This is a genomic window from Variovorax sp. LjRoot130, assembly GCF_964253755.1.
In the GTDB taxonomy this organism is placed as follows: Bacteria; Pseudomonadota; Gammaproteobacteria; order Burkholderiales; family Burkholderiaceae_C; genus Variovorax.
Genome location: NZ_CAXURM020000001.1, coordinates 1905054 through 1926872 on the forward strand (window position 1 = coordinate 1905054; position 21819 = coordinate 1926872).

Genomic DNA, 21819 nt, shown 5'->3' on the forward strand with positions numbered 1-21819 from the left:
GCGACCGGCTACTTGCCCCAGCTGTCCTTCATGCCGGCCGCGCGATTGAACACGAGCCCGTTGCCCTGGTGCGTGTCCAGCACGAAGTAGCCGTGCCGTTCGAACTGGAAGGCAGCGCCGCCGGCGGGCTTGGCCAGCGCGGGCTCGACATAAGCGCTGGCCGTGATCAGGCTCGTGGCGTTGAGGTCTTCCTCCAGTTCGCCGCCGCCCGGCTGGGGCGCAGCGAAAAGGCGTTCGTAGAGCCGCACCTCGGCCGGCACCGCATCGGCCGCCGCCACCCAGGTGATGTTTCCCTTCACCTTGATCGCATCCGCGCCGGGCGTTCCGCTCTTGGTGTCCGGCACCAGCCTGGCCTGCACTTCGACGAGCTTGCCGTCCGCGTCCCGCGTGCCGCCGGTGCATTCGATGACGTGGCCGTACTTGAGCCGCACCTTGTTGCCCGGGAACAGGCGGAAAAAGCCCTTGGGCTGCACGTCCTCGTAGTCGGTGCGCTCGATCCAGACCTCGCGGCCCAGCTTGAAGCTGCGCTTGCCCATCTCGGGGTGGTGCGGATGCACGGGGGCCGTGCATTCGTCCAAAAAGCCGGCGCCCATCAGCTCGTCCCAGTTGGTGATGACCAGCTTGACCGGGTCGAGCACGGCCATGGCGCGCGGGGCGATCGGGTCGAGGGTGTCGCGCAGCGCGGCTTCGAGGCTGGCGTAGTCTATCCAGCCGCCGGACTTGGTGACGCCCGAGCGTTCGCAGAAAAGCTTGAGTGCCTCGGGCGTGTAGCCGCGGCGGCGCAGGCCGGCCAGGGTCGGCATGCGGGGGTCGTCCCAGCCGTCGACATGGCCTTCTTCCACCAATTGGCGCAGCTTGCGCTTGCTGGTGATCACGTGGGTCACGTTGAGGCGCGCGAACTCGTACTGGCGCGGGTGCGGCGTGGCGATCAGGCCGCCTTCGGCCAGGCGGTCGAGCAGCCAGTCGTAGAAGGGGCGCTGATCTTCGAATTCCAGCGTGCAGATGCTGTGCGTGATCTGCTCCAGCGCGTCCTCGATCGGGTGCGCGAAGGTGTACATCGGGTAGATGCACCAGGTGTCGCCGGTGTTGTGGTGCGTCGCGCGGCGGATGCGGTAGAGCGCCGGGTCGCGCATGTTGATGTTGGGGCTTCCCATGTCGATCTTGGCGCGCAGCACGGCGGCGCCGTCGGCGAGCTGGCCGTCGCGCATGCCGCGGAAGCGCTCGAGGTTCTGCTCGGGCGTGCGGCTGCGGAAGGGGCTGTCGGTGCCCGGGGTGTTGAAGTCGCCGCGGGTGGCGCGGATTTCCTCGGCGCTCTGCTCGTCGACGTAGGCCAGGCCGGCGCCGATCAGGTACTCGGCCGCGCGGTACATGAAGTCGAAGTAGTTGCTCGCGAAGTAGACGTGCTCGTTGGGCGCGCCGAGCCGGGCCGGATCGTCGGCCAGCACAGTGTCGTATCCGAGCCACTTCACGGCGTCGCGGATGGCGTCGACGTACTCCTGCTCTTCCTTCTCGGGGTTGGTGTCGTCGAAGCGCAGATGGCACACGCCGCCGTATTCCCTGGCCAGCTCGAAGTTGAGCCAGATGCTCTTGGCGTGGCCGATGTGCAGATAGCCGTTGGGCTCGGGCGGGAAGCGCAGGCGCACCCGGGCCGGGTCCTGCATGCCCTGGGCATGGTGCGCCGCATCGCCGGGAGAACCGCCCCATTGGCGGCCGGCATAGTGGCCCTGTTCGAGGTCGTTTTCGATGACGTGACGCAGGAAATTGCTCGGTTTGGCGGTATCGTGGTCGGCAGGGGAAGTCATCCGTTCATTCTAGGTGGGCCCCTCGCGGCGTTACCTTTTGCAACTTTCTTCACCCAGCAATGTGAACCGAGTTCACAGTTGGCGCGTTCAATACAGGCATGGGCGATTTGCGCCCTCCCAACAAGGAGTCCCACAAAATGAGCCTCACTCGTTCCACTTTCTTCAAATGGGCTGCCGCCGGTGCGGTCGCAGCGGGCGCATTGTTCATGGCGGCCTCGGCCAATGCTCGCGGCGACGTGAGCTGGTCGGTCGGCATCAGCGCACCCGGTGTGGCAGTCGGCGTGGCGGCTCCGCCGGTGTACTACGCGCCGCCGCCGGTCTACTACCGTCCGGCTCCCGTGTACTACGCGCCGCCGCCGCCGGTCTACTACCGTCCGGCCCCCGTGTACTACGGCCCGCCGGCCCCGGTTTACTACCGTCAGCCGTATGGCTACTACCGTCATCACTACTATCGCGGCCACGGCCACGGCCATGGCCATGGTCACGGCCACTGGCGCTGAGCGCAGACAGATACGATTGCCTGCTGTCACATGAAAAAACCGGCCTCAGGGCCGGTTTTTTCATGGGTGCCTTCTTTTCACATGGCGCGAAACAGGTGGGCATAGAGGCGGCTGACCGGGATTTTTTCCCGGCGGCCACGCAGGGCCAGATGCAGTTTGCCGGCCTCGTCGCGGTGCACCGATTCGATGGCTTCGCTGCGCACCACCATGGCGCGGTGCACCTGCCAGAAGGCGCCGGCGTCGAGCTGCGGCAGCAACTGCTTGAGCGGCGTGCGGATCAGGTATTCGTGGCTGGCGGTCAGCACGCGCACGTACTTGTCGGCCGCCTCGAAGTACTGCACCTCGTCGATCGGGACCATGCGCACCGTGTTCCCGGAGGTGCCAGCCTCGCTGGCGGCGATCAGCTTGAGGGGCATCGCGCCCGCCGGAACCGCGGCCGCGCCGCCGGCCGTCGCCAGCAGCTTGCGCCATTGCGAGAGGGTGCTGGCCAGCGCGTCGTCGGCCGGTACCGCGGGGGAATTGCGAAGTTCCAGCGCGTCCTTCAGGCGCGCGACGGTGCGCTGCAGGCGTTCGGTCTGCACCGGCTTCAGCACGTAGTCGATGGCCTGGGCGTCGAAGGCGCGGGCCGCGTACTCGTCGTAGGCGGTCACGAACACCAGCTGCGGCATCGGTGCCTCGTCGGCGGGCCAGGCATCGGCCAGTTCGGCGGCGGCGGCCAGGCCGTCCTGGCCCGGCATGCGGATGTCGAAGAACAGCACCTGCGGCAGCAGGCGCAGCGCCTCACGTACCGCGCTCTGGCCGTCGCCCACGGTGGCGAGCACCTGCAGTTCGGGCCAGGCGGCGGCGAGTTCGGCACGCAGGGCCTGGGCCAGCAGCGGTTCGTCTTCGGCGATGAGGGCGGTGGGTTTCATGCAGGCAAGGGAAGGGTGATGGTGGCGCGGCTGCCGCCGGCTGGACCCGCGCTCAGGTCCAGCGAGCTTTGCGGGCCGTACACGGTGGCGAGCCGCTCGCGCACCTGCGCGAGGCCGAAGCCGCCATCTTCGGAGGGCGGCCGGGTGTTGTCGATGCCCACGCCGGTATCACACACGTCGATGAGGAGATTCCGGCCTTCGCGCCGCGCGCCGACCGCGATCTCGCCGCCTCCCACTTTGGGCTCGAGGCCGTGCCGGATGGCGTTCTCGACCAGCGGCTGCAGCAAGAGCGGCGGCACCGGCACCTCGCGCAGGTCCTCGGGCAGATCGAGCCTGTAGGCGAGCCGTGCGCCCATGCGCACCGACATCAGTTCGAGGTAGTCGCGCAGGCGCTGGAACTCGGCCGCCAGCGGATGCGCGAGCGCGCGCGAGCCGCTGAGCGTCACGCGCAGGTAGCTGTTGAGGCTGTCGAGCATGGCCACGGCGCGCGGCGGATCGGTGGTGATCAGCACGCGCAGGTTGGCCAAGGTGTTGAAGAGCATGTGCGGCTCGAGCTGCGTTTCGATCAGCTTGAGCCGCGCATCGGTGGCGTCGCGTTCGGCGAGGGCGATCTGCCCCTGGAGGTACTTGGCCTTGCCGCGGCTGTAGTAGTAGTAGCAGATCGCGATGGTCGCGACCAGCGTGATCATCAGCGTCGAGACCAGCCTGTCCGGCGAGAAGGTCCGGAACTCCAGCATCGGCTTGCCGGTCCAGGCATCGCCGATCGCGTTGCCGCCCAGAAAGCCGATCACGACGCCCGTGAGGACCAGCAGGATGCCCGGCAGGCCGAGCGGCCAAGGCTTGTCGCTGCGCCCGGCCAGCAGCAGGCGGCCGATGTCGATCACCAGCCAGCTGATCATCCCGATCGAGAACGAATAGATGAGCTGCGACACCCATCCGCCGCGGCCCGAAATGGCCAGCACCACCGCGATGACGCAGGAGAACACCGCGGTGGTTACGCCGTGCCGCAGCAGGTCCTTGAGATTCCCCGGTGTGAAGCTGCGCGTCAGCGCGTCGATCACCGGCGGTCTCCGCCGCGCAGCGCCTTGCGTTCGCGTTCGAGCAAACGGTCGTAGAGATTGCCGCCCGGGGCGACGAAGAACACCACCGCGCCGTGGATCAGGAGGCCCAGGCCCCAGCCGAGCAGCGGGTACATGGCCCAGTCCTGCCCGCGCGAGGTGGCCAGGAGCACGAGGAACAGGTTGACCAGCAGGTAGACGGTGGCATGGATGTACCAGCCCATCTTGGCGCCAGCACGGCGGCGGGCGAGCCGTTCCTGCGGATCATGGTTGGAGGAGTCGTCGTTCATGGTGTCGCCTCTTTGAAAGACAAGAAGATTCTGGCCGATCCTAGGCGCCTGCCGCCGGCAGTTCGGCCTGCGCGCGGTCGTTGCGAAGCGCCAGGGTCCACATCCGCAGCGCACGGGCTGCGAAGATGCCGCTCCCGCCGCCATAGAGCGCGCTGATGCCGAGCGCGAAAGCCGCCTGCTGCTTGAGTTCGGGATGCATCGCGAGCAGCACGCCGACCGCGTACTTGGTGAAGAAGATGCCCATCATGAGCGCCAGCGGCACCGCGCTGCCGGCGACCTGGAACCGGCGCGCCGCGGCGTCGTAGCGCGTGCCGGCGGGCAGCGGCCTCTGCAGCACGGTCCAGAGCATCAGCGCCGCCGCCCCGGCCCAGGCCATGAGCGCCATCGGCGAATCGCCGAAGCCGGAAAGAACGCCGTAGACCGACAAAGCGGTCATGGCGATCGGCATGAGGGCGATGCGGGTCAGGCTCACGCCACCGGCGAACAATTGCTTGGCGCCGAGCCACACGAGCATGGCGAAAAGCGCGAACACCCAGCGGGGGGTATGGGCCAGGATCTGGGCGAGCATCAGCATGTCGTTTCTCCGGGAAGTGGGGTCGGAAGTCGTCGATGGAGCGGACTGTGCCGGCCGGCCGCGGCGCCCGCCACGCCCTTGCGACGAAGCGCATCCGGACGGCGCGAGTTGCAATCCGTCGTCGCCGGATGCATAGGTCAACGCCGGCTTTACCGCGGCTTTACGGTTCGTAAGGACGGAGCGCTACGATTCGGCGCTCCACTCAGGGCTGCCTCCGTACTGCCCCTTTTTCGTCCGATGTCTTCCCCCACCCCCGAGCCTCCTGACGCCATCCCCGCCGGCCAACCCGTTCCCCGGCCGCCATCGCGCCGCCGGCTCTGGCTGGGCAGCCTGGCCGCACTGGTGCTGGTCCTGGCCCTGGGCGGCGGTGCCTGGTATCTGATCAAGCGCTCGAACGAACCGGCCGCCGGCCGTGGCGGCTTCGGCGGCGCGAGCTCTACCGTCGGCCACGCGGCTGCGCGCCGGGCCGAACTGCCGGTGACCATCGAGGCGCTGGGCACGGTGACGCCGCTGGCGACCATCACCCTCAAGCCGCAAGTCGGCGGCGTGCTCACCGAGGTGCTCTACACCGAGGGCCAGACCGTCACCAAGGGCCAGCTGCTGGCGCGCATCGATCCGCGCCCCTACGAGCAGGCGCTGATGCAGGCCCAGGGCACGCGCGTGCGCGACGAGGCGCAGCTCGAGGCCGCGCGCGTGACGCTGGCGCGCTACCGCACGCTGCTCACCCAGGATTCGATCGCGCGGCAGGACGTCGACACCCAGGCCGCGCTGGTCAAGCAACTCGAAGGCACCGTGACCACCGACCGCGCGTCCGAGGCTGCCGCCAGGCTCAACCTCGACTACACGCGCATCACCGCGCCGGTGGCCGGGCGCATCGGCCTGCGCACGGTCGACCTCGGCAACACGGTCACGGCCAATGCGAGCACCGGCATCGCGGTGATCACGCAGATGAACCCGATCGACGTGCAGTTCGCGGTGCCGCAGGACCGCCTGCCAGACATCCAGGCCCAGCTCGCCAAGGGTGTGCCGCTCACGGTCAAGGCGCTGGACCGCACGCGCAGCGCGACGCTCGACACCGGCACCTTCTCCACGCTCGACAACGTGGTCGACACCAGCACCGGCACCGTGAAGGGCAAGGCGCGCTTCGGCAATGCCGCCGTCACGCTGTTCCCGAGCCAGTTCGTCAATATCCAGATGACGCTGCGCACCGTGAACGCGATCGTGGTGCCGGTGACGGCGGTGCGCACGGGGCCCAACGGCAACTACGTGTACGTGATCAACGAAGACCGCACGGTTTCGATGCGCGCCGTCAAGCGCGGCGAGTCCACGGTCGACGTGGTGGCGATCACCGAAGGCCTCGAGGCCGGCGAGAACGTCGTGACCGAAGGTGGCGACCGCATCAAGGACGGCGCCCGCGTGCAGCTCCAGGGCGACAAGCCGGTGACCGGCCCGCGCCCCGGCGCTTCCGGCCCTAGAGGCCCGCGCGGCGAAGGCAGGCGCCAGCGGCCCGCGTCGCCCTGAACGAGGTGCTCTGAATGAGCCCTTCACGTCCTTTCATCGAGCGGCCGGTGGCGACCGCGCTCCTCATGGTCGCGATCGTGCTCGCGGGCCTGGTGGGCTTCCGCTTCCTGCCGCTGGCAGCCCTGCCGCAGGTCGACTACCCGACCATCCAGGTGCAGACGCTCTACCCGGGCGCCAGCCCCGAGGTGATGAGCCGCACCGTCACCGCGCCGCTGGAGCGCCAGTTCGGCCAGATGGCGGGGCTCGATCGCATGAGCTCCACCAGCTCGGCCGGCGTGTCCATCGTCACGCTGCAGTTCGCGCTCGACCAGACGCTCGACGTCGCCGAGCAGCAGGTGCAGGCCGCCATCAACGCCGGTGGCTCGCTGCTGCCGGCAGATCTGCCGGCGCCGCCGGTCTACGCCAAGGTCAACCCGGCCGACGCGCCGATCCTCACGCTGGCCGTGAGCTCCGAAACCATGCCGCTGACCGAGGTGCAGAACCTCGTGAACACGCGGCTGGCGCAGAAGATCAGCCAGGCGAGCGGCGTCGGGCTGGTCTCGCTCTCGGGCGGGCAGCGGCCCGCGGTGCGCATCCAGGCCGACACCAATGCGCTGGCCTCGGTCGGCATCGGGCTGGACACGCTGCGCACCGCGATCGCGGCGGCCAATGCCAACAGTGCCAAGGGCAGCTTCGACGGCCCGAAGCGCGCCTACACCATCAACGCCAACGACCAGCTGGTGGCGGCGGCCGATTACAAGAACCTGATCGTCGCCTGGAAGAACGGCGCGCCGGTGCGCATGAGCGACGTCGCGCGCGTGGTCGACGGCGCCGAGAACACGCAGCTCGGCGCGTGGGCCGCGCAGCGCAGCGAGAAAGCGAAGGACGACAACAGCACGGCGGCGCTGTACCCCGCCATCATCCTCAACGTGCAGCGCCAGCCGGGCGCCAACGTGATCGGCACGGTCGACGCGATCAAGAAGCAGCTGCCCGATCTCGAAGCCTCGCTGCCCGGTTCGCTCAAGGTCGAGGTGCTGAGCGACCGCACCACCGGCATCCGCGCCTCGGTGCACCACGTGCAGCTCGAGCTGGCGCTGGCGGTGGTGCTGGTGGTGCTGGTGATTTTCTTCTTCCTGCACAGCCTGCGCGCCACCGTGATCGCAAGCGTCGCGGTGCCGATCTCGCTCATCGGCACGCTGGGGCTCATGTACCTGCTGGGCTACAGCCTCAACAACCTGAGCCTGATGGCGCTGACCATCGCGACCGGCTTCGTGGTGGACGACGCGATCGTCATGATCGAGAACATCGCGCGCTACCTGGAGGAGGGCGATCCGCCCTTCAAGGCTGCGCTCAAGGGTGCGACGCAGATCGGCTTCACCATCATTTCACTGACGGTGTCGCTGGTGGCGGTGCTGATTCCGCTGCTCTTCATGGGCGACGTGGTGGGCCGGCTGTTCCGCGAGTTCGCGGTCACGCTGGCGATCACCATCCTCATCTCGGCCGTGGTTTCGCTGACGCTGGTGCCGATGATGTCGGCGCGTTGGCTCAAACCGCAGGCGGAAGAGGGCGGGCGCTTCGGCGCGCGGGTGCAGCAGTTCATCGATCGCGTGATCGCGCGCTACGACGGCTGGCTGCAATGGGTGCTGCGCCATCAGCCGCTGACGCTGGTGGTGGCGCTGCTCACGCTGGTGCTCACCGTGCTGCTCTACATCGCCATTCCCAAGGGCCTGTTCCCGACCCAGGACACGGGGCAGCTGCAGGCGCGCATCGAGGCGGCGCAGGACGTTTCGTTCGTGCGCATGGCCGAGCTGCAGCAGGCCGCGGCCAACGCGATCCTGGCCGACCCGGAGGTGCGCAGCCTGAGCTCGGTGGTGGGCGTGGACGCGGCCAACAACACGGCGCTCAACACCGGCCGCATGCTGGTGAACCTGCGCGCCGACCGCGGCAACCAGGAAGAGACCATGCAGCGCCTGCGCGAGCGCGTGCGCGCGGTGGCCGGTGTGGCGCTCTACCTGCAGCCGACGCAGGACCTGACCATCGATGCCGAGACCGGCCCGACCGAGTTCCGCGTCTCGCTCGAAGGCGTGGACACCACGACCGTGAACGAATGGGCGAGGAAGCTGGTGGAGCGCCTGCGCACAGTGCCGCAGGTGCGCAACCCGACCACCGATGCGGGCGCGCAGGGGATGGCCGCCTACGTGGACATCGACCGCAACACCGCTTCGCGGCTGTCGGTCACCGCCAGCTCGGTCGACGATGCGCTCTACAGCGCCTTCGGCCAGCGCATCGTGTCGACCATCTTCACCGAGACCAACCAGTACCGCGTGATCCTCGAGGCCCAGCGCGAGGCGCTGTCTTCGCCGCAGGGCCTGGGCAACCTGCAACTGCGCACCGGCGCGGGCACGCCGACGCCGCTGTCCTCGCTGGCGACCGTGCGCGAGCAGCTCGCGCCGCTGCAAGTCACGCGGGTCGCGCAGTACCCGGCCGCGACCGTGGGCTTCGACACCGCCTCGGGCGTGTCGCTCGGCAAGTCGGTCGCGGCGATCCGCGCCGCGGCCAAGGACATCGCGTTGCCCGCCAGCGTGGGCATGACCTTCCTCGGCGCGGCAGGGGCCTACGAGAAATCGCTGACCAACCAGCTGTGGCTGATCCTCGCGGCCGTGGTGTGCGTGTACATCGTGCTGGGCGTGCTCTACGAGAGCTACATCCATCCGCTGACGATTTTGTCGACGCTGCCTTCTGCCGGTGTCGGGGCGTTGCTGGCGCTGGTGGTGACCGGCAACGACCTCGGCGTGATCGGCATCATCGGGATCATTCTGCTGATCGGCATCGTGAAGAAGAACGCGATCATGATGATCGACTTCGCGATCGATGCGGAGCGCCATCAGGGCAAGTCGCCGCAGGAGGCGATTCACCAGGCGGCGCTGCTGCGCTTCCGGCCCATTCTGATGACCACGCTGGCGGCCTTGTTTGCCGCCTTGCCCTTGATGTTCGGGTGGGGTGAGGGGGCTGAATTGCGGCGTCCTCTGGGTTTGGCGATCTTCGGCGGGCTGGTGGTGAGCCAGGTGTTGACGCTGTTCACGACGCCGGTGATCTATCTTGCCTTTGATCGGATGGGGCGGAGATTCGGAGGAAAGCGTGAAGCAACGCATTCCGCTTGAGCCCCGTGCCCTCACCCCCGCCCTCTCCCAGAGGGAGAGGGAGTAAGGCATGAACCTCTCCAAGCCCTTCGTCGAACGCCCGATCGCCACGGTCCTGCTGACGATCGGCGTCGCCCTGGCCGGCATGGTGGCCTTCTTTGTGCTGCCGGTCTCGCCGCTGCCCCAGGTCGACTTCCCCACCATCTCGGTCCAAGCCAGCCTCGCCGGTGCCAGCCCGAGCACGATGGCATCGAGCGTTGCCACGCCGCTGGAGCGCCGGCTAGGCATCATTCCCGGCGTCAATGAACTGACCTCGACCAGCTCCAACGGATCGGCGCGCATCACGCTGCAGTTCGACCTCAAGCGCAACATCGACAGCGCCGCGCGCGAGGTGCAGGCGGCCATCAACGCGGCGCGCGTCGATCTGCCGGCCACGCTGCGCAGCAACCCGACCTACCGCAAGCGCAACCCGACGGCGGCGCCGGTCATGATCCTTGCGCTGACTTCCAAGACGCGCACGCCGGGGCAGATCTACGAGGCGGTGTCGAACATCGTGAGCCAGCGCCTGTCGCAGGTCGAGGGCGTGGGGGAGGTCGAGATCGGCGGCGGTTCGCTGCCTGCGGTGCGGGTCGAGCTCGAGCCCTTCGCGCTCAACCGCATGGGCATCAGCACCGAGGACGTGCGTGCCGCGATCCAGGCCAACAACGCGAACCGGCCCAAGGGCGCGATCGAGAGCGGCGACCGCCGGCTGCAGGTCTACACGCCCGCGGCGGGGCGACGCGCCGACGATTACCGCGACCTGGTGATCGCCTGGCGCAACAACGCCGCGGTGCGCCTGGGCGACGTGGCGCGCGTGATCGACAGCGTCGAGAACACGCGCACGCTGGGCCTGTTCAACGGTGCACCTGCCGTGGTCGTGCTGCTGACGCAGGAGCCCGGCGCCAACATCATCGAAACCGTGGATGGCGTGCGCAAGCTGCTGCCCGAACTGCGCACGCAACTGCCGCAGGACATCGATATCCAGGTCGCGTCCGACCGCACCAACTCGATCCGCGCCTCGCTGCGCGAGATCGAGTTCACGCTGATGGTCTCGATCGTGCTGGTGGTGCTGGTGGTGGGCCTGTTCCTGCGCAAGGCGCGCGCCACCATCATCCCGGCGGTGGCGACCGTGGTCTCGCTGCTGGGCACTTTCGGCGTGATGCACCTCTTGGGCTACAGCCTCAACAACCTGAGCCTGATGGCGCTCACGGTGGCCACCGGCTTCGTGGTGGACGATGCCATCGTGGTGCTGGAGAACACAGCGCGCCACGTCGAGGCCGGCATGAACCGCATGGAGGCGGCGCTGCGCGGGGCGCGCGAAGTCGGCTTCACGGTGCTGTCGATCAGCCTCTCGCTGGTGGCGGTGTTCATTCCGCTGCTGTTCATGGGCGACCAGGTCGGCCGGCTGTTTCGCGAGTTCGCGGTTACGCTGTCGGCGTCGGTACTGATCTCGCTCGTGATCTCGCTGACCACCACGCCGATGATGTGCGCCATGCTGCTGCGCAGCGAGGCGGAAGAGGGGCCGGCCAAGAAGCCCGGGCGCGTGCGCGCCTGGCTCGGCAGCCGCGCCGAGCGTGCCTGGCAGTGGACCCTGCGCACCTACGCCCACAGCCTGGACTGGGCGCTCGCGAGCAAAGGCGTCGTGATGGTGGTGCTGCTGGCGGTGATCGCACTCAACGTCTATCTCTTCAACGCCATCCCCAAGGGCTACTTCCCGCAGCAGGACAACGGGCAGCTCAACGCGGGCTTGCGGGCCGACCAGAGCATCTCGTCCGCGGCGGTCGCCGACAAGTTGCGCCAGGCCGTGGACATCATCCGCAAGGACCCGGCGGTCGACACCGTGGTGGGCTTCTCGGGCGGCGGCCGCGCGGGCGGCGGCTTTATGTTCGTGAACCTCAAGCCGGTGTCCGAGCGCACCGAGAAGACGGCCGCGGTGATCGACCGCCTGCGCCCGCAGCTCAACCAGCTCACCGGCCTGCGCGTGTTCCTGAACCCGGTGCAGGACCTGCGCATGGGCGGGCGCTCCAGCAACTCGAGCTACCAGTACACGCTCAAGAGCGACAACCTGAACGACCTGCGCGCCTGGTCGACCAAGCTGGCCGAGCGCCTGCGCCAGGAGACCACGCTGACCGACATCGACAGCGATGATGCCGACAACGGCGTCGAGACCTACGTCGAGGTCGATCGCGATGCCGCGGCGCGGCTCGGCGTGACCTCGAGCGCGGTCGACAGCGCGCTCTACAACGCCTATGGCCAGCGCTCGGTGGCCACCATCTACGACGAGCTCAACCAGTACTCGGTGATCATGGAATGGGCGCCGCGCTTCCAGCGCGCGCCGATCGCGCTCAAGGACCTGTACGTGCCTTCGACGCTGAACACCACCACCACAGCGAGCGGCGCGACCAGCACCAGTTCGCTGCAGGCCACCACCGACGCGACCACCGGCACATCGACCTCCACCTCGGCCAACCCGGCGTCGCGGACCTCGTCGGCCGGCCAGCAGATCGCGACCAGCACCACCAACATGGTTCCGCTCTCGGCCTTCGCCAAGCTCAGCGAGCGGGCGGTGCCGACCTCGATCGACCACCAGGACACCGAGCTCGCGAGCACCGTCTCGTTCAGCCTGGCCGAAGGCGTGAGCCTGGCGCAGGCCAAGCGCATCGTCGCCCAGGCCGAGGCCGACATCGCGATGCCGGTCAACGTGCGCGGCAGCTTCCAGGGCACGGCGCTGGCGGCGCAGCAGTCGCAGGCGCAGCAGCTCTTCCTGATCCTCGCGGCGCTGATCGTGATCTACATCGTGCTCGGCGTGCTCTATGAGAGCCTGGTGCATCCGGTCACGGTGCTGACCACGCTGCCTTCGGCCGGCGTCGGCGCGGTGCTGGCGCTGCTGCTGTTCCGCATGGAGTTCTCGATCATCGCGCTGATCGGCGTCTTCCTCCTGATCGGCATCGTCAAGAAGAACGCGATCCTGATCATCGACTTCGCGCTCGAGGCCGAGCGCGCGCGCGGCCTGAGCGCGCTCGAGGCGGTGCGCGAGGCCTGCCTGTTGCGCTTCCGCCCGATCCTGATGACCACGCTGGCGGCTGCGCTCGGCGCGCTGCCGCTCGCGATCGGCTTCGGCCAGGGCGCGGAGCTGCGCCAGCCGTTGGGCGTCGCGATCATCGGCGGCCTGATTGCGAGCCAGCTGCTGACGCTTCTGACCACGCCAGTCGTCTACGTGCTGCTCGACAAGCTGCGCCGGCGCCCGGCCAACGAAAAATACCTGAGCCGTGCCGCGAGCTCGGCATGAAGACCTGATGACGAAGAACAGAAGAACCCATCTGGCCCTGGCGCTTGCGGCCCTGCTCTCGGGCTGCGCCATCGGCCCCGCCTACGAGCAGCCCTCCACGTCCCAGCCCCCCGCATGGAAGGAGGCGGCCGCCGCCGAAGGCTGGCTGCCCGCCGCCCCGGCCGACGCGCTGGACCGCGGCGAGTGGTGGAAGCTGTTCGGCGACGCGGGCCTCGACGAGCTCGCGGCGCGCGTGCAGGTTTCGAACCAGAACATCGCCGCCGCCGTGGCCAACTATGCGCAGGCTCAGGCGCTGGTGCGCGAGCAGCGCGCGGCGCTGTTCCCGACCGTCACCGCGGACGGCAGCGCCCGCCGCTCCGGCGCGCGCAACACCTCGCCCACGACCGCGACCAGCGCCTCGCTGCAGGCCGACTGGGCGCCCGACGTCTGGGGCCGGCTGCGCCAGGCGGTCAGCGGTGCGCAGGCCAGCGCCCAGGCCAGCGAGGCCGACCTGGCCTCGGCACGCCTTTCGGCCGTGGGCGAACTCGCGACCAACTACTTCGCGCTGCGCGAAGCCGATGCCGAGCTGCAGCTGCTGGCCGGGACGCTCGAAGGCTACGAGCGCAGCCTGGGGATCGCGCGCAACCGCTACAACGCCGGCATCGCGGCCCAGACCGACGTGCTGCAGGCGCAGACGCTCTACGTCAACACCCAGGCCGAGCGTGTCGCCCTGCAGCGCACCCGCGACACGCTGGAGCATGCGATCGCGGTGCTGGTCGGCGCCGCGCCGGCCGAGTTCGTCCTGCGCCCGGCCGACTGGACGCCCGTCGTGCCCGGCATCCCCGTCGGCGTGCCCTCGACCCTGCTGCAGCGCCGGCCCGACATCGCCGCGGCCGAACGCGCGGTGGCGGCCGCCAACGCGCAGATCGGCATCGCCCGCTCGGCCTACTTTCCGAGCCTGACCCTGAACGCCGCGCTCAGCAGCAGCGCGAGCCGGGTCGGCGACCTGTTCAATGCCTCGAACATGCTCTGGTCGCTGGGCCTGTCGGTCGCGCAGACGGTGTTCGATGCCGGCGCCATCGGCGCGCGCGTCGATGCGGCCAAGGCGGCGCACCAGGCGGCCGTGGCGAGCTACCGCCAGATCGTGCTCACTGCATTCCAGAACGTCGAAGACCAGCTCACCGCAGGCGCCAGCCTCGCGCAGCAGGAGGGCTTGCGCCGCGAGGCCTCGGCCGCGGCCGACCTCACCGAGCAGCAATTCCTCAACCGCTACCGACAGGGCCAGGTGAGCTACACCGACGTGGTGACGGCGCAGGTCTCGGCGCTCAACGCGCGGCGCACGTTGCTGCAACTGCAGGTCAATCGGCAGAGCGCGGCGGTGGCCCTGATCCAGGCGCTGGGCGGGGGATGGCAGGTGGAATGGGCCGATTCGCAGCCTCGGACGCCGGCTGGCGGCTGAGCTTGCCCGGCCCGGCGCGCGCCGGGAGTCCCCCTCGACGTGGGTAGGCCATTGGCTGCAGGGCTATGCCTGCGCCCATGCGCCCATGCGCCCATGCGTCAATGGGGCAGCGCGGTGGCGCGCGGCTACATCCAATGCCTGCAGCGGACCGGCCTTGTGCACGATAGGCGCACCCCAGGAGACTCTCGACACTGCCTCCGAGCATTCGCCGAACGCACTACGAGAGGAGTCAGCCCATGCAGTTCGATCTCGAGGGTTCCGAAGGCCTGTTTCCGTTCGCGCCGCCGGATCCGTTCCCCTTTCCGCCGCCGTTTCCGGAACCGGGGCCCCGTTGGCCGCCCGACCGCTTCTTCCCGCCGCGCGAACTCGAACAGATTCGCTGGCCGATCAAGTACGGCCCGGCGCAGGTCAACATCCTGGTGGTGATCGACAGCGGCGGCGCATACGACGTTGCGACCGATTTCGGGCTTGGCGTCATGCTGCGGGACGCTTTCAATGTCGGCATGCCCGGTGGAACGCCGTTGCCGGCTGATCACCCGGCGTACGCGCGCTTCGCCTTCACGCTGGCGCACCGTTCGAACGGCGCGGGCACCACGCCCGGTTTCGATTCCTTCACTTTCAGCGACGCGAAGCGCCGTTCCACGAGGTCTGGCTGTTCGGGATCAGCGCCTCCGCGCCGTACCTGCAGGGGGCCGAGCTCGCCGCGCTGACGAAATTCATGGACAACGGCGGCGGCGTGCTCGCCATGGGTGACCACGAAGACCTGGGCCTCGGGCTGTGCGGCAACGTGCCGCGCGTCAAGAGCATGCGCAAGTGGTGGTTCGACGCGCCGCTGCCGCCGGGCGAACTCAAGGCGCCCGACTCGACCGATCTCACGCGCAACGACACCGTGCAATTGATCGCCGGCATCGACCCGGGCTTCGGAGGCCAGAGCGATTCCACGCCGCAGCCGATTTATCCCAGCTACAGGTACGGCCACAACTGGTGGCGTCCCTGGCGGCGCTATCGCTATCCGCACCCCGTGCTGTGCGGGCCGCGTGGCGCGATCACCGTATTTCCCGATCATCCTCACGAGGGCGATTGCATCGCGCCGGCGGCGCTCGATCCCGCTCACTATCCGGGCGGCGTGGCGCCGGAGGTCATCGCTCGCGGCCGCAACGTCGTTGGCAGAACGAAGGGCGGCTACACGATCACCGACCCGCGACAGTTCGGGCTGCTGGGCGCTTACGACGGCCATCGGCCCGCAGCCGGCGTGGGCCGGGTGCTGGTCGACTCCACCTGGCATCACTGGTTCAACATCAACCTGATCGGCCTCGACAACGTGCCGCACACCACGGCCTACAAGGACATCCTGGCCTTTTTCCGCAATGTTGCCGTCTGGCTGGCGCCGCGGGAGCGGCAGGAGCGCATGCGCCTGACTGGCCATGTCATCGGCCTCTTCACGCCGTACATGATCGAGCGGACGCTGACGGTTCGTGACTTGCGGCCGGAGATGTTCTATCCGATCGGCATCGAGGCCCGCGATGCGCTCGGTCGAATCGCGCCGCAGTGCCAAGTGGACATCTGGCTCTTCGAGCTGCTTGCGCCCCATCTGCCTCTCCTGCGCAGGCGCATCGAGCCGCCTGTCCCGGGCGAGCTGCCCGATCCATGGGAGTCCCTGGTGCTGGATCGCGTCGCGATGACGGCCCTGGGCGGCGCGATGGCGTCACTCGCGCTGGCGGCGCGCGAGAGCGACTACCGCGATGGCGACGCCGTGATCAAGTCGGCGGAAAAAATCATCGACAACGGGCTGCGCGAAGGGTTGGCCTACGCCGAGAAGGACCTGGCGATGATGGGCAAGAGGCTGCACGCGGCCGTCGGCAGCGCGCTGCTGCCGAAGAAAAAGGTCGACAAGAAGCCGAAGAAGAAATAGGAGGCCGCCGCGAGAGGCGCCAGTCACCCGCCACGCGGCCGCGGCGCCTGCAGGTAGGCACCCGATTCGAAGAGCTGCGATTCGGCCTCGTCGATGCTCCGGATCACCGGCTTGCCGGCGCGGCTGGCCAGCATCTCCACCAGCGCCTCGGTGACGGCCACGCCCGCCGCGACCGAGGGAAAGAAGGACGGGCTGTCGATCGCGAACAGCAAAGTCTCGTCCGCCAGCAGCGACAACGGCGAGGCGATGCTGTCCGTGATGGCCACGATGCGGCAGCCCACCGCCTTGGCGGCCTGCGCGACCTGCAGCGCTTCGCGCGAGTAGGGCACGAAGCTGGCGACCACCAGCGCGTCGCCCTTGGCGAAGGCGCGCTGCTGCATCTCGAGCGAGCCGCCCTGGCCGTCGACCAGATGCACGCTCGAACGGAACATCCGGTAGACGTAGACGAAGGAGAAGGCGATCGGAAAGCAGGCGCGAAAGCCCGCCGCGTGCACGGCGTTGGCCTTCTCCAGCACCGCGCAGGCCTTCTGCAGCGCCGCCTCGCTCTGGCGATGCGTGTTCTCCAGGTTGCGCCGCTGCACCTCGAACATCTCGCCGGCCAGGCCCTGGTCCTTGGCGCGGCCGATCAGGGTCTTGGCGCGCGCGCCGTAGGCGTCGGACGAGCCCAGGCCCATCTCGGCGGCCACCGCGTCCTTGAACTGCGGCCAGCCCGCGTAGCCCAGGAGCTGCGCAAAGCGCACCAGCGTGGCCGGCGTGCTGCCGGCGCGCGTGCCGACGCTGCGCATCGAGCTTGTCACCACGTCGTTCGGATGGTCGAGCACGTACTTGGCGACCTGCTGCAGGGCAGGGCTCAGGCTCTCGTAGCGCTGGCGGAGATCGTCCTTGACACCCATGGTTTGTCTTTCGTCGTTGGAACGAATGTACCGGATGGAACAGCGGTGTTTCATGGACTTCTTGACGGAACAAATGTTCCAAACAATAATTCAGTCAATACATTAGTTCCAGGCCTCGAACCGCATGACGCACGTCTTCCACCGCCACCTGCGCCACACGCCGCAGGTCGCCGTCGCCGCCCAGGGCATGACGATCCGCGACGCCGAGGGCCGGGAGTACCTCGATGCCTCGGGCGGCGCGGCGGTCTCCTCGCTGGGCCACGGCCATCCGGACGTGATCGCCGCGATGCATGCGCAGATCGACAAGCTCGCCTACGCCCACACCAGCTTCTTCACCAGCGAGGTCGCCGAGCAGCTCGCCGACGAGCTGATTCGCACCGCGCCCGAGGGCATGAGCCACGTCTACCTGGTGAGCGGCGGCTCGGAGGCCGTGGAGTCGGCGCTCAAGATGGCCCGCCAGTACTTCGTCGAGATCGGCCAGCCGCAGCGCACGCATTTCATCGCGCGCCGCCAGAGCTACCACGGCAATACGCTGGGCGCGCTCGCGGTCGGTGGCAATGCGTGGCGGCGCGCGCCCTTCGCGCCGATCCTGGTGCCGGCCACCCACGTTTCGCCCTGCTATCCCTACCGCGAGCAGCGCGCCGACGAAACGCCCGAGCAGTACGGGCAGCGCCTGGCTCATGAACTCGAAGCGGCAATCCTCGGGCAGGGGCCCGACAGCGTGATCGCCTTCGTCGCCGAAACGGTGGGCGGCGCGACCGCCGGCGTGCTGACGCCGGTGCCCGGCTACTTCAAGGCGGTGCGCGAGGTCTGCGACCGCTACGGCGTGCTGCTGATCCTCGACGAAGTGATGTGCGGCATGGGCCGCACCGGCACGCTCTACGCGAGCGAGCAGGAGGGCGTGGTGCCCGACCTCGTGACCATTGCCAAGGGCCTGGGCGGCGGCTACCAGCCGGTCGGTGCGGTGCTGGCGCAGCGGAAGATCGTGGAGGCGATGTCGCAGGGCAGCGGCTTCTTCCAGCATGGCCACACCTACCTCGGGCATCCGGTGGCCTGCGCCGCGGCGCTGGCGGTGCAGCAGGTGATCCATCGCGACGGGCTTCTCGCCAAGGTGCGCGCGGACGGCGAGGCCTTCGGCGCCATGCTGCGCGAGACGCTGGGCGCCCATCCGAACGTGGGCGACATCCGCGGCCGCGGCTTCTTCTGGGGCATGGAGCTGGTGGCCGAGCGCGCGAGCAAGGCGCCTTTCGCGCCGGCGCTGAACCTGCATGTGCGCATCAAGAAGGAGGCCATGGCGCAGGGCCTCCTGTGCTATCCCTTCGGCGGCACGGTCGACGGCAAGCTCGGCGACCACGTGCTGCTGGCACCGCCTTTCATCGCGACGCGGCAGGACCTGCGCGAGATCGCGACGCGGCTCGCGGCGTCCATCGACGCCGTCGTACGCGCCATCTGATTTCTTCCACCCTTCCGAGGAGCTTTCCCATGACCTTCCCACGCCTGTCGACCCTGGGCGCCGCGCTCGTGGCCGTCTTCACCCTGATGCCCCTGGCCGCCGTGCATGCGCAGGACGGCGGCACGCTCGCCAAGGTCAAGGCGAGCGGCACCATCACCTTCGGCTACCGCGAATCCTCCTTCGGCTTTTCGTACCTCGACGGCAATCTGAAGCCGGTGGGCTACAGCATCGAGATCTGCAACCGCATCGTCGAGGCGATGAAGGCCGAGCTCAAGATGCCCAGCGTCGAGATCCGCTACCAGGCCGTGACCTCGGCCAACCGCATTCCGCTGGTGGTCAACGGCACGGTCGACATCGAGTGCGGCAGCACCACCAACCTGGTCGAGCGCCAGAAGCAGGTGGCTTTTTCGCCCGACATCTTCCGCTACAACGTGCGCATGCTGGTGAAGGCCGATTCGGGCGTCAAGAGCCTTGCCGACCTGCAGGGCAAGACGGTGGTCACCACCACCGGCACCACCTCCTTCCGCCTGCTGCGCGAAGCCGACAAGGGCAAGAACCTCGAGGTGACCAACCTGGCCGGCAAGGACCACACCGACTCCTTCCTGCTGGTGGAGAGCGGCCGCGCCCAGGCCTTCGTGCTCGACGACATCCTGCTCGCCGGCCAGATCGCGAACGCGCGCAATCCCAAGGACTTCATCATCACCGGCGAGAGTCTGCGCACCGAGAACCAGTCGCTGATGTTTCGCAAGGACGACCCGGAATTCAAGGCGCTGGTCGACCGCGTGGTGGGTGGCATGATGAAGTCGGGCGAGATGGAGAAGCTCTACGCCAAGTGGTTCATGTCGCCGATCCCGCCCAAGAACATCAACATCAACTATCCGATGAATGCCGAGACGAAGGAGGCTTTTGCCAACCCGTCGTCGAAGGGCATCTGAACCTCGTTCATGACGCGCATCGCCCTGATCCATGCATTGAGCCACTCGGTGGCGCCGATCAACGCCGCTTTCGCGCGCGACTGGCCTGAAGCGCAATTGATGAACCTGCTCGATGACAGCCTCTCGGCCGATCTCGCGCGCGGCGGCCGAGGGCTCGATGAGGCGATGCATGAACGCTTCCAGCTTCTCGCGCAGTACGCGGTCGATACGGGTGCGAAGGGCATTCTCTTTACCTGCTCGGCCTTCGGCCCGTGCATCGAGGCGGTCGCACGGCGGCAAGCGGGCATGCCGGTGTTGAAGCCGAACGAAGCGATGGTCGCGGAGGCCGCGGCGGGCACAGGCAAGCTGGGGCTCATCGCGACCTTCCAGCCGACGCTCGACTCCATGCCGCCGGAGTTTCCGGCCGGCGTGGAACTCGAGCTCGCGCTGGCCGAAGGCGCACTCGATGCGCTGAACGGGGGCGATGCGGCGCGACACGATGCGCTCATCGCGAAGCAGGCCAGCGCGCTGCGCGACATGGGCTGCACGCGCATCGCGCTGGCGCAGTTCAGCATGGCGCGTGCCCGTGTTGCCTGCGAAAGCGCAGCGGGGCTGCCGGTGCTGACCACGGTCGACAGCGCAGTGCGCGCGCTGCGTGCGCGGCTGAGCTGAACGCCAACTGACTCCCGGCCTCGCGATAATCGGCGCTCTTACAAGGAGCGCGCGTGGATATCGTTTTGCTGGTCAAGGCCGCGATCATGGGCATCGTCGAAGGCCTGACCGAGTTCCTGCCGATCTCGTCGACCGGCCATCTGATCCTCGCCGGTTCACTGCTGGGATTGAACGGCGACAAGTTCAAGGTCTTCGAGATCGCGATCCAGACCGGCGCGATCTTCGCGGTCATCCTGGTCTACTGGCAGAAGATCCATTCGACTGTCGTCGCGCTGCCGCGCCAGCCGAAAGCGCGGCGCTTCGCGCTCAACGTGCTGATCGGCTTCCTGCCCGCCGTGGTGCTGGGGCTCCTGTTTGGCAAGCTGATCAAGGCGCACCTGTTCACGCCGGTGGTCGTGGCCAGCACTTTCATCATCGGCGGCTTCATCATTCTGTGGGCGGAGAAGCGGCCGCCGGGCTCGGTGCACATCGAGAACGTCGACGACATGACGCCGTGGGACGCACTCAAGGTCGGGCTGGTGCAGTGCTTTGCGATGATCCCGGGCACCAGCCGCAGCGGCGCCACCATCATCGGCGGCATGCTCCTGGGCCTGTCGCGCAAGGCGGCGACCGATTTCTCCTTCTTCCTCGCGATTCCAACGCTGATCGGCGCCGGCGCCTACAGCCTCTACAAGGAACGGGCGCTGATGTCTGCGGCCGACATTCCGCTGTTCGCCGTCGGGCTGGTTTTTTCGTTCGCGAGCGCCTGGCTTTGCGTGCGCTGGCTGCTGAAGTACATCAGCACGCACGACTTCATTCCCTTTGCGTGGTACCGCATCGCCTTCGGCATCGTGGTGCTGGCGACGGCGTGGAGCGGGGCGGTGGTCTGGGCTGACTAGGGCCTGTTAACAGGCCCTAGGCCGGCTTCGCGCCGATCAAGGTCTTCAGTTTCGCCTTGACGCGGGCGCCGACCGGCGTGCGGGTCTGGGCATGCTCGCGGCGCAGAGGTGCGAGGTTCCGGTTTCTGGGATCGGCCAGCATCACCGCGGCCAGGTAGGCCGACTGCCCGGCGGCCTTGGACAGCTCGCTCAGTTCGCTCCAGCCTGGTAGATGGCCGCAGGGAGCGGAAGGCTCTTCAAGGCGGACCAGCAGCGAACGCGTCACCTCCAGCAGCGCGCTGGCGGAGTTCAGGCAGAAATAGACGGCCGATTGCGCGGTCTGACTGCGATGGTTCGGAGCGTCGAAGAACATCGGATCGAACTCGCCGGACGGAAAGCACGGCGCCTGCCGCGCAGAACCTTCGACCTCGGACAGCATCTGCTCGATGGCCTGCAGCGTGCGATGCATGAGCTCGTTTTCGATCGGCGTGGGTGCCATGGCGAACCTGCTGAACCCTTGTGAACCTCGTGGAATCCGCTTGCAGTGTTGCTCTTTCTCGGGGCGGCGCACAGGGCC

Annotated in this window: 18 protein-coding genes; 11 read left to right on the forward strand and 7 right to left on the reverse strand. The window is 68.2% G+C overall.

Features of this window, described 5'->3' with window-relative positions:
* Window positions 1-8: 8 nt before the first annotated feature.
* Window positions 9-1802, reverse strand: a complete 1794-nt coding sequence (locus ACSQ86_RS09685) for a glutamine--tRNA ligase/YqeY domain fusion protein (protein WP_436303480.1) — start codon at window positions 1800-1802, stop codon at window positions 9-11.
* Between the two features lie 137 nt (window positions 1803-1939).
* On the opposite strand from ACSQ86_RS09685, the gene ACSQ86_RS09690 reads away from it, so the two are divergent.
* Window positions 1940-2302, forward strand: a complete 363-nt coding sequence (locus ACSQ86_RS09690) for a hypothetical protein (RefSeq protein ID WP_436303481.1) — start codon at window positions 1940-1942, stop codon at window positions 2300-2302.
* A 77-nt stretch (window positions 2303-2379) separates the two neighbouring features.
* On the opposite strand, the gene ACSQ86_RS09695 is transcribed toward ACSQ86_RS09690, so the two are convergent.
* The 4 genes from ACSQ86_RS09695 to ACSQ86_RS09710 are packed head-to-tail and all read right to left on the reverse strand — an operon-like array spanning window position 2380 to window position 5129.
* Window positions 2380-3213 carry a LytR/AlgR family response regulator transcription factor gene (locus tag ACSQ86_RS09695; protein WP_093102334.1) on the reverse strand — a complete coding sequence of 278 codons (834 nt, stop codon included), beginning with the start codon at window positions 3211-3213 and terminating at the stop codon, window positions 2380-2382.
* On the reverse strand, window positions 3210-4271 hold the full coding sequence (locus ACSQ86_RS09700; RefSeq protein WP_436306277.1) for a sensor histidine kinase: 1062 nt from the start codon (window positions 4269-4271) through the stop codon (window positions 3210-3212). The genes ACSQ86_RS09695 and ACSQ86_RS09700 overlap by 4 nt, the downstream gene beginning before the upstream one ends.
* Window positions 4271-4561 (reverse strand): 2TM domain-containing protein, encoded by a 291-nt coding sequence (locus ACSQ86_RS09705; RefSeq protein ID WP_093102335.1) that lies wholly within the window; start codon window positions 4559-4561, stop codon window positions 4271-4273. The genes ACSQ86_RS09700 and ACSQ86_RS09705 overlap by 1 nt, the downstream gene beginning before the upstream one ends.
* A 40-nt stretch (window positions 4562-4601) precedes the next feature.
* Window positions 4602-5129, reverse strand: a complete 528-nt coding sequence (locus ACSQ86_RS09710; protein ID WP_093102678.1) for a DUF6622 family protein — start codon at window positions 5127-5129, stop codon at window positions 4602-4604.
* A gap of 243 nt (window positions 5130-5372) precedes the next feature.
* On the opposite strand from ACSQ86_RS09710, the gene ACSQ86_RS09715 reads away from it, so the two are divergent.
* From ACSQ86_RS09715 to ACSQ86_RS09740, 6 genes are all read left to right on the forward strand, one after another.
* Window positions 5373-6656, forward strand: coding sequence for an efflux RND transporter periplasmic adaptor subunit (locus ACSQ86_RS09715; protein WP_436303482.1), 1284 nt, complete (start codon window positions 5373-5375; stop codon window positions 6654-6656).
* Between the two features lie 14 nt (window positions 6657-6670).
* Window positions 6671-9796, forward strand: a complete 3126-nt coding sequence (locus ACSQ86_RS09720; RefSeq protein WP_436308810.1) for an efflux RND transporter permease subunit — start codon at window positions 6671-6673, stop codon at window positions 9794-9796.
* A gap of 49 nt (window positions 9797-9845) precedes the next feature.
* Complete coding sequence (locus ACSQ86_RS09725) at window positions 9846-13103, forward strand: efflux RND transporter permease subunit (RefSeq protein ID WP_436303485.1); 3258 nt, start codon at window positions 9846-9848, stop codon at window positions 13101-13103.
* 7 nt (window positions 13104-13110) lie between these two features.
* Window positions 13111-14541, forward strand: a complete 1431-nt coding sequence (locus ACSQ86_RS09730; protein WP_436308811.1) for an efflux transporter outer membrane subunit — start codon at window positions 13111-13113, stop codon at window positions 14539-14541.
* A 236-nt stretch (window positions 14542-14777) separates the two neighbouring features.
* On the forward strand, window positions 14778-15251 hold the full coding sequence (locus tag ACSQ86_RS09735) for a hypothetical protein (RefSeq protein WP_436303487.1): 474 nt from the start codon (window positions 14778-14780) through the stop codon (window positions 15249-15251).
* 8 nt (window positions 15252-15259) lie between these two features.
* Complete coding sequence (locus tag ACSQ86_RS09740) at window positions 15260-16453, forward strand: hypothetical protein (protein ID WP_436303488.1); 1194 nt, start codon at window positions 15260-15262, stop codon at window positions 16451-16453.
* Between the two features lie 23 nt (window positions 16454-16476).
* On the opposite strand, the gene ACSQ86_RS09745 is transcribed toward ACSQ86_RS09740, so the two are convergent.
* Window positions 16477-17346, reverse strand: coding sequence for a MurR/RpiR family transcriptional regulator (locus ACSQ86_RS09745; RefSeq protein WP_436303489.1), 870 nt, complete (start codon window positions 17344-17346; stop codon window positions 16477-16479).
* A 124-nt stretch (window positions 17347-17470) separates the two neighbouring features.
* On the opposite strand from ACSQ86_RS09745, the gene ACSQ86_RS09750 reads away from it, so the two are divergent.
* Genes ACSQ86_RS09750 through ACSQ86_RS09765 form a run of 4 tightly spaced genes read left to right on the forward strand, consistent with a single transcriptional unit; the run spans window position 17471 to window position 21263 of the window.
* Entirely contained in the window at window positions 17471-18799 is a 1329-nt protein-coding gene (locus ACSQ86_RS09750) for an aspartate aminotransferase family protein (RefSeq protein ID WP_436303490.1), read from the forward strand.
* 29 nt (window positions 18800-18828) lie between these two features.
* Window positions 18829-19734, forward strand: a complete 906-nt coding sequence (locus tag ACSQ86_RS09755; RefSeq protein ID WP_436303491.1) for a transporter substrate-binding domain-containing protein — start codon at window positions 18829-18831, stop codon at window positions 19732-19734.
* A gap of 9 nt (window positions 19735-19743) precedes the next feature.
* A complete protein-coding gene (locus ACSQ86_RS09760; protein WP_436303492.1) occupies window positions 19744-20385 on the forward strand; it encodes an aspartate/glutamate racemase family protein in 642 nt (213 codons plus the stop codon).
* 53 nt (window positions 20386-20438) lie between these two features.
* On the forward strand, window positions 20439-21263 hold the full coding sequence (locus ACSQ86_RS09765) for an undecaprenyl-diphosphate phosphatase (RefSeq protein ID WP_436303493.1): 825 nt from the start codon (window positions 20439-20441) through the stop codon (window positions 21261-21263).
* Between the two features lie 16 nt (window positions 21264-21279).
* On the opposite strand, the gene ACSQ86_RS09770 is transcribed toward ACSQ86_RS09765, so the two are convergent.
* A complete protein-coding gene (locus tag ACSQ86_RS09770) occupies window positions 21280-21711 on the reverse strand; it encodes a hypothetical protein (RefSeq protein WP_436303494.1) in 432 nt (143 codons plus the stop codon).
* Window positions 21712-21819 lie beyond the last annotated feature (108 nt).

Bases quoted from the DNA above. Each gene is read 5' to 3' on its own strand.
- ACSQ86_RS09685 (WP_436303480.1), bottom strand. From the start codon at position 1,802: ATGACTTCCCCTGCCGACCACGATACCGCCAAACCGAGCAATTTCCTG.
- ACSQ86_RS09690 (WP_436303481.1), top strand. From the start codon at position 1,940: ATGAGCCTCACTCGTTCCACTTTCTTCAAATGGGCTGCCGCCGGTGCG.
- ACSQ86_RS09695 (WP_093102334.1), bottom strand. From the start codon at position 3,213: ATGAAACCCACCGCCCTCATCGCCGAAGACGAACCGCTGCTGGCCCAG.
- ACSQ86_RS09705 (WP_093102335.1), bottom strand. From the start codon at position 4,561: ATGAACGACGACTCCTCCAACCATGATCCGCAGGAACGGCTCGCCCGC.
- ACSQ86_RS09710 (WP_093102678.1), bottom strand. From the start codon at position 5,129: ATGCTCGCCCAGATCCTGGCCCATACCCCCCGCTGGGTGTTCGCGCTT.
- ACSQ86_RS09715 (WP_436303482.1), top strand. From the start codon at position 5,373: ATGTCTTCCCCCACCCCCGAGCCTCCTGACGCCATCCCCGCCGGCCAA.
- ACSQ86_RS09720 (WP_436308810.1), top strand. From the start codon at position 6,671: ATGAGCCCTTCACGTCCTTTCATCGAGCGGCCGGTGGCGACCGCGCTC.
- ACSQ86_RS09725 (WP_436303485.1), top strand. From the start codon at position 9,846: ATGAACCTCTCCAAGCCCTTCGTCGAACGCCCGATCGCCACGGTCCTG.
- ACSQ86_RS09730 (WP_436308811.1), top strand. From the start codon at position 13,111: ATGACGAAGAACAGAAGAACCCATCTGGCCCTGGCGCTTGCGGCCCTG.
- ACSQ86_RS09735 (WP_436303487.1), top strand. From the start codon at position 14,778: ATGCAGTTCGATCTCGAGGGTTCCGAAGGCCTGTTTCCGTTCGCGCCG.
- ACSQ86_RS09740 (WP_436303488.1), top strand. From the start codon at position 15,260: ATGGACAACGGCGGCGGCGTGCTCGCCATGGGTGACCACGAAGACCTG.
- ACSQ86_RS09745 (WP_436303489.1), bottom strand. From the start codon at position 17,346: ATGGGTGTCAAGGACGATCTCCGCCAGCGCTACGAGAGCCTGAGCCCT.
- ACSQ86_RS09750 (WP_436303490.1), top strand. From the start codon at position 17,471: ATGACGCACGTCTTCCACCGCCACCTGCGCCACACGCCGCAGGTCGCC.
- ACSQ86_RS09755 (WP_436303491.1), top strand. From the start codon at position 18,829: ATGACCTTCCCACGCCTGTCGACCCTGGGCGCCGCGCTCGTGGCCGTC.
- ACSQ86_RS09760 (WP_436303492.1), top strand. From the start codon at position 19,744: ATGACGCGCATCGCCCTGATCCATGCATTGAGCCACTCGGTGGCGCCG.
- ACSQ86_RS09770 (WP_436303494.1), bottom strand. From the start codon at position 21,711: ATGCATCGCACGCTGCAGGCCATCGAGCAGATGCTGTCCGAGGTCGAA.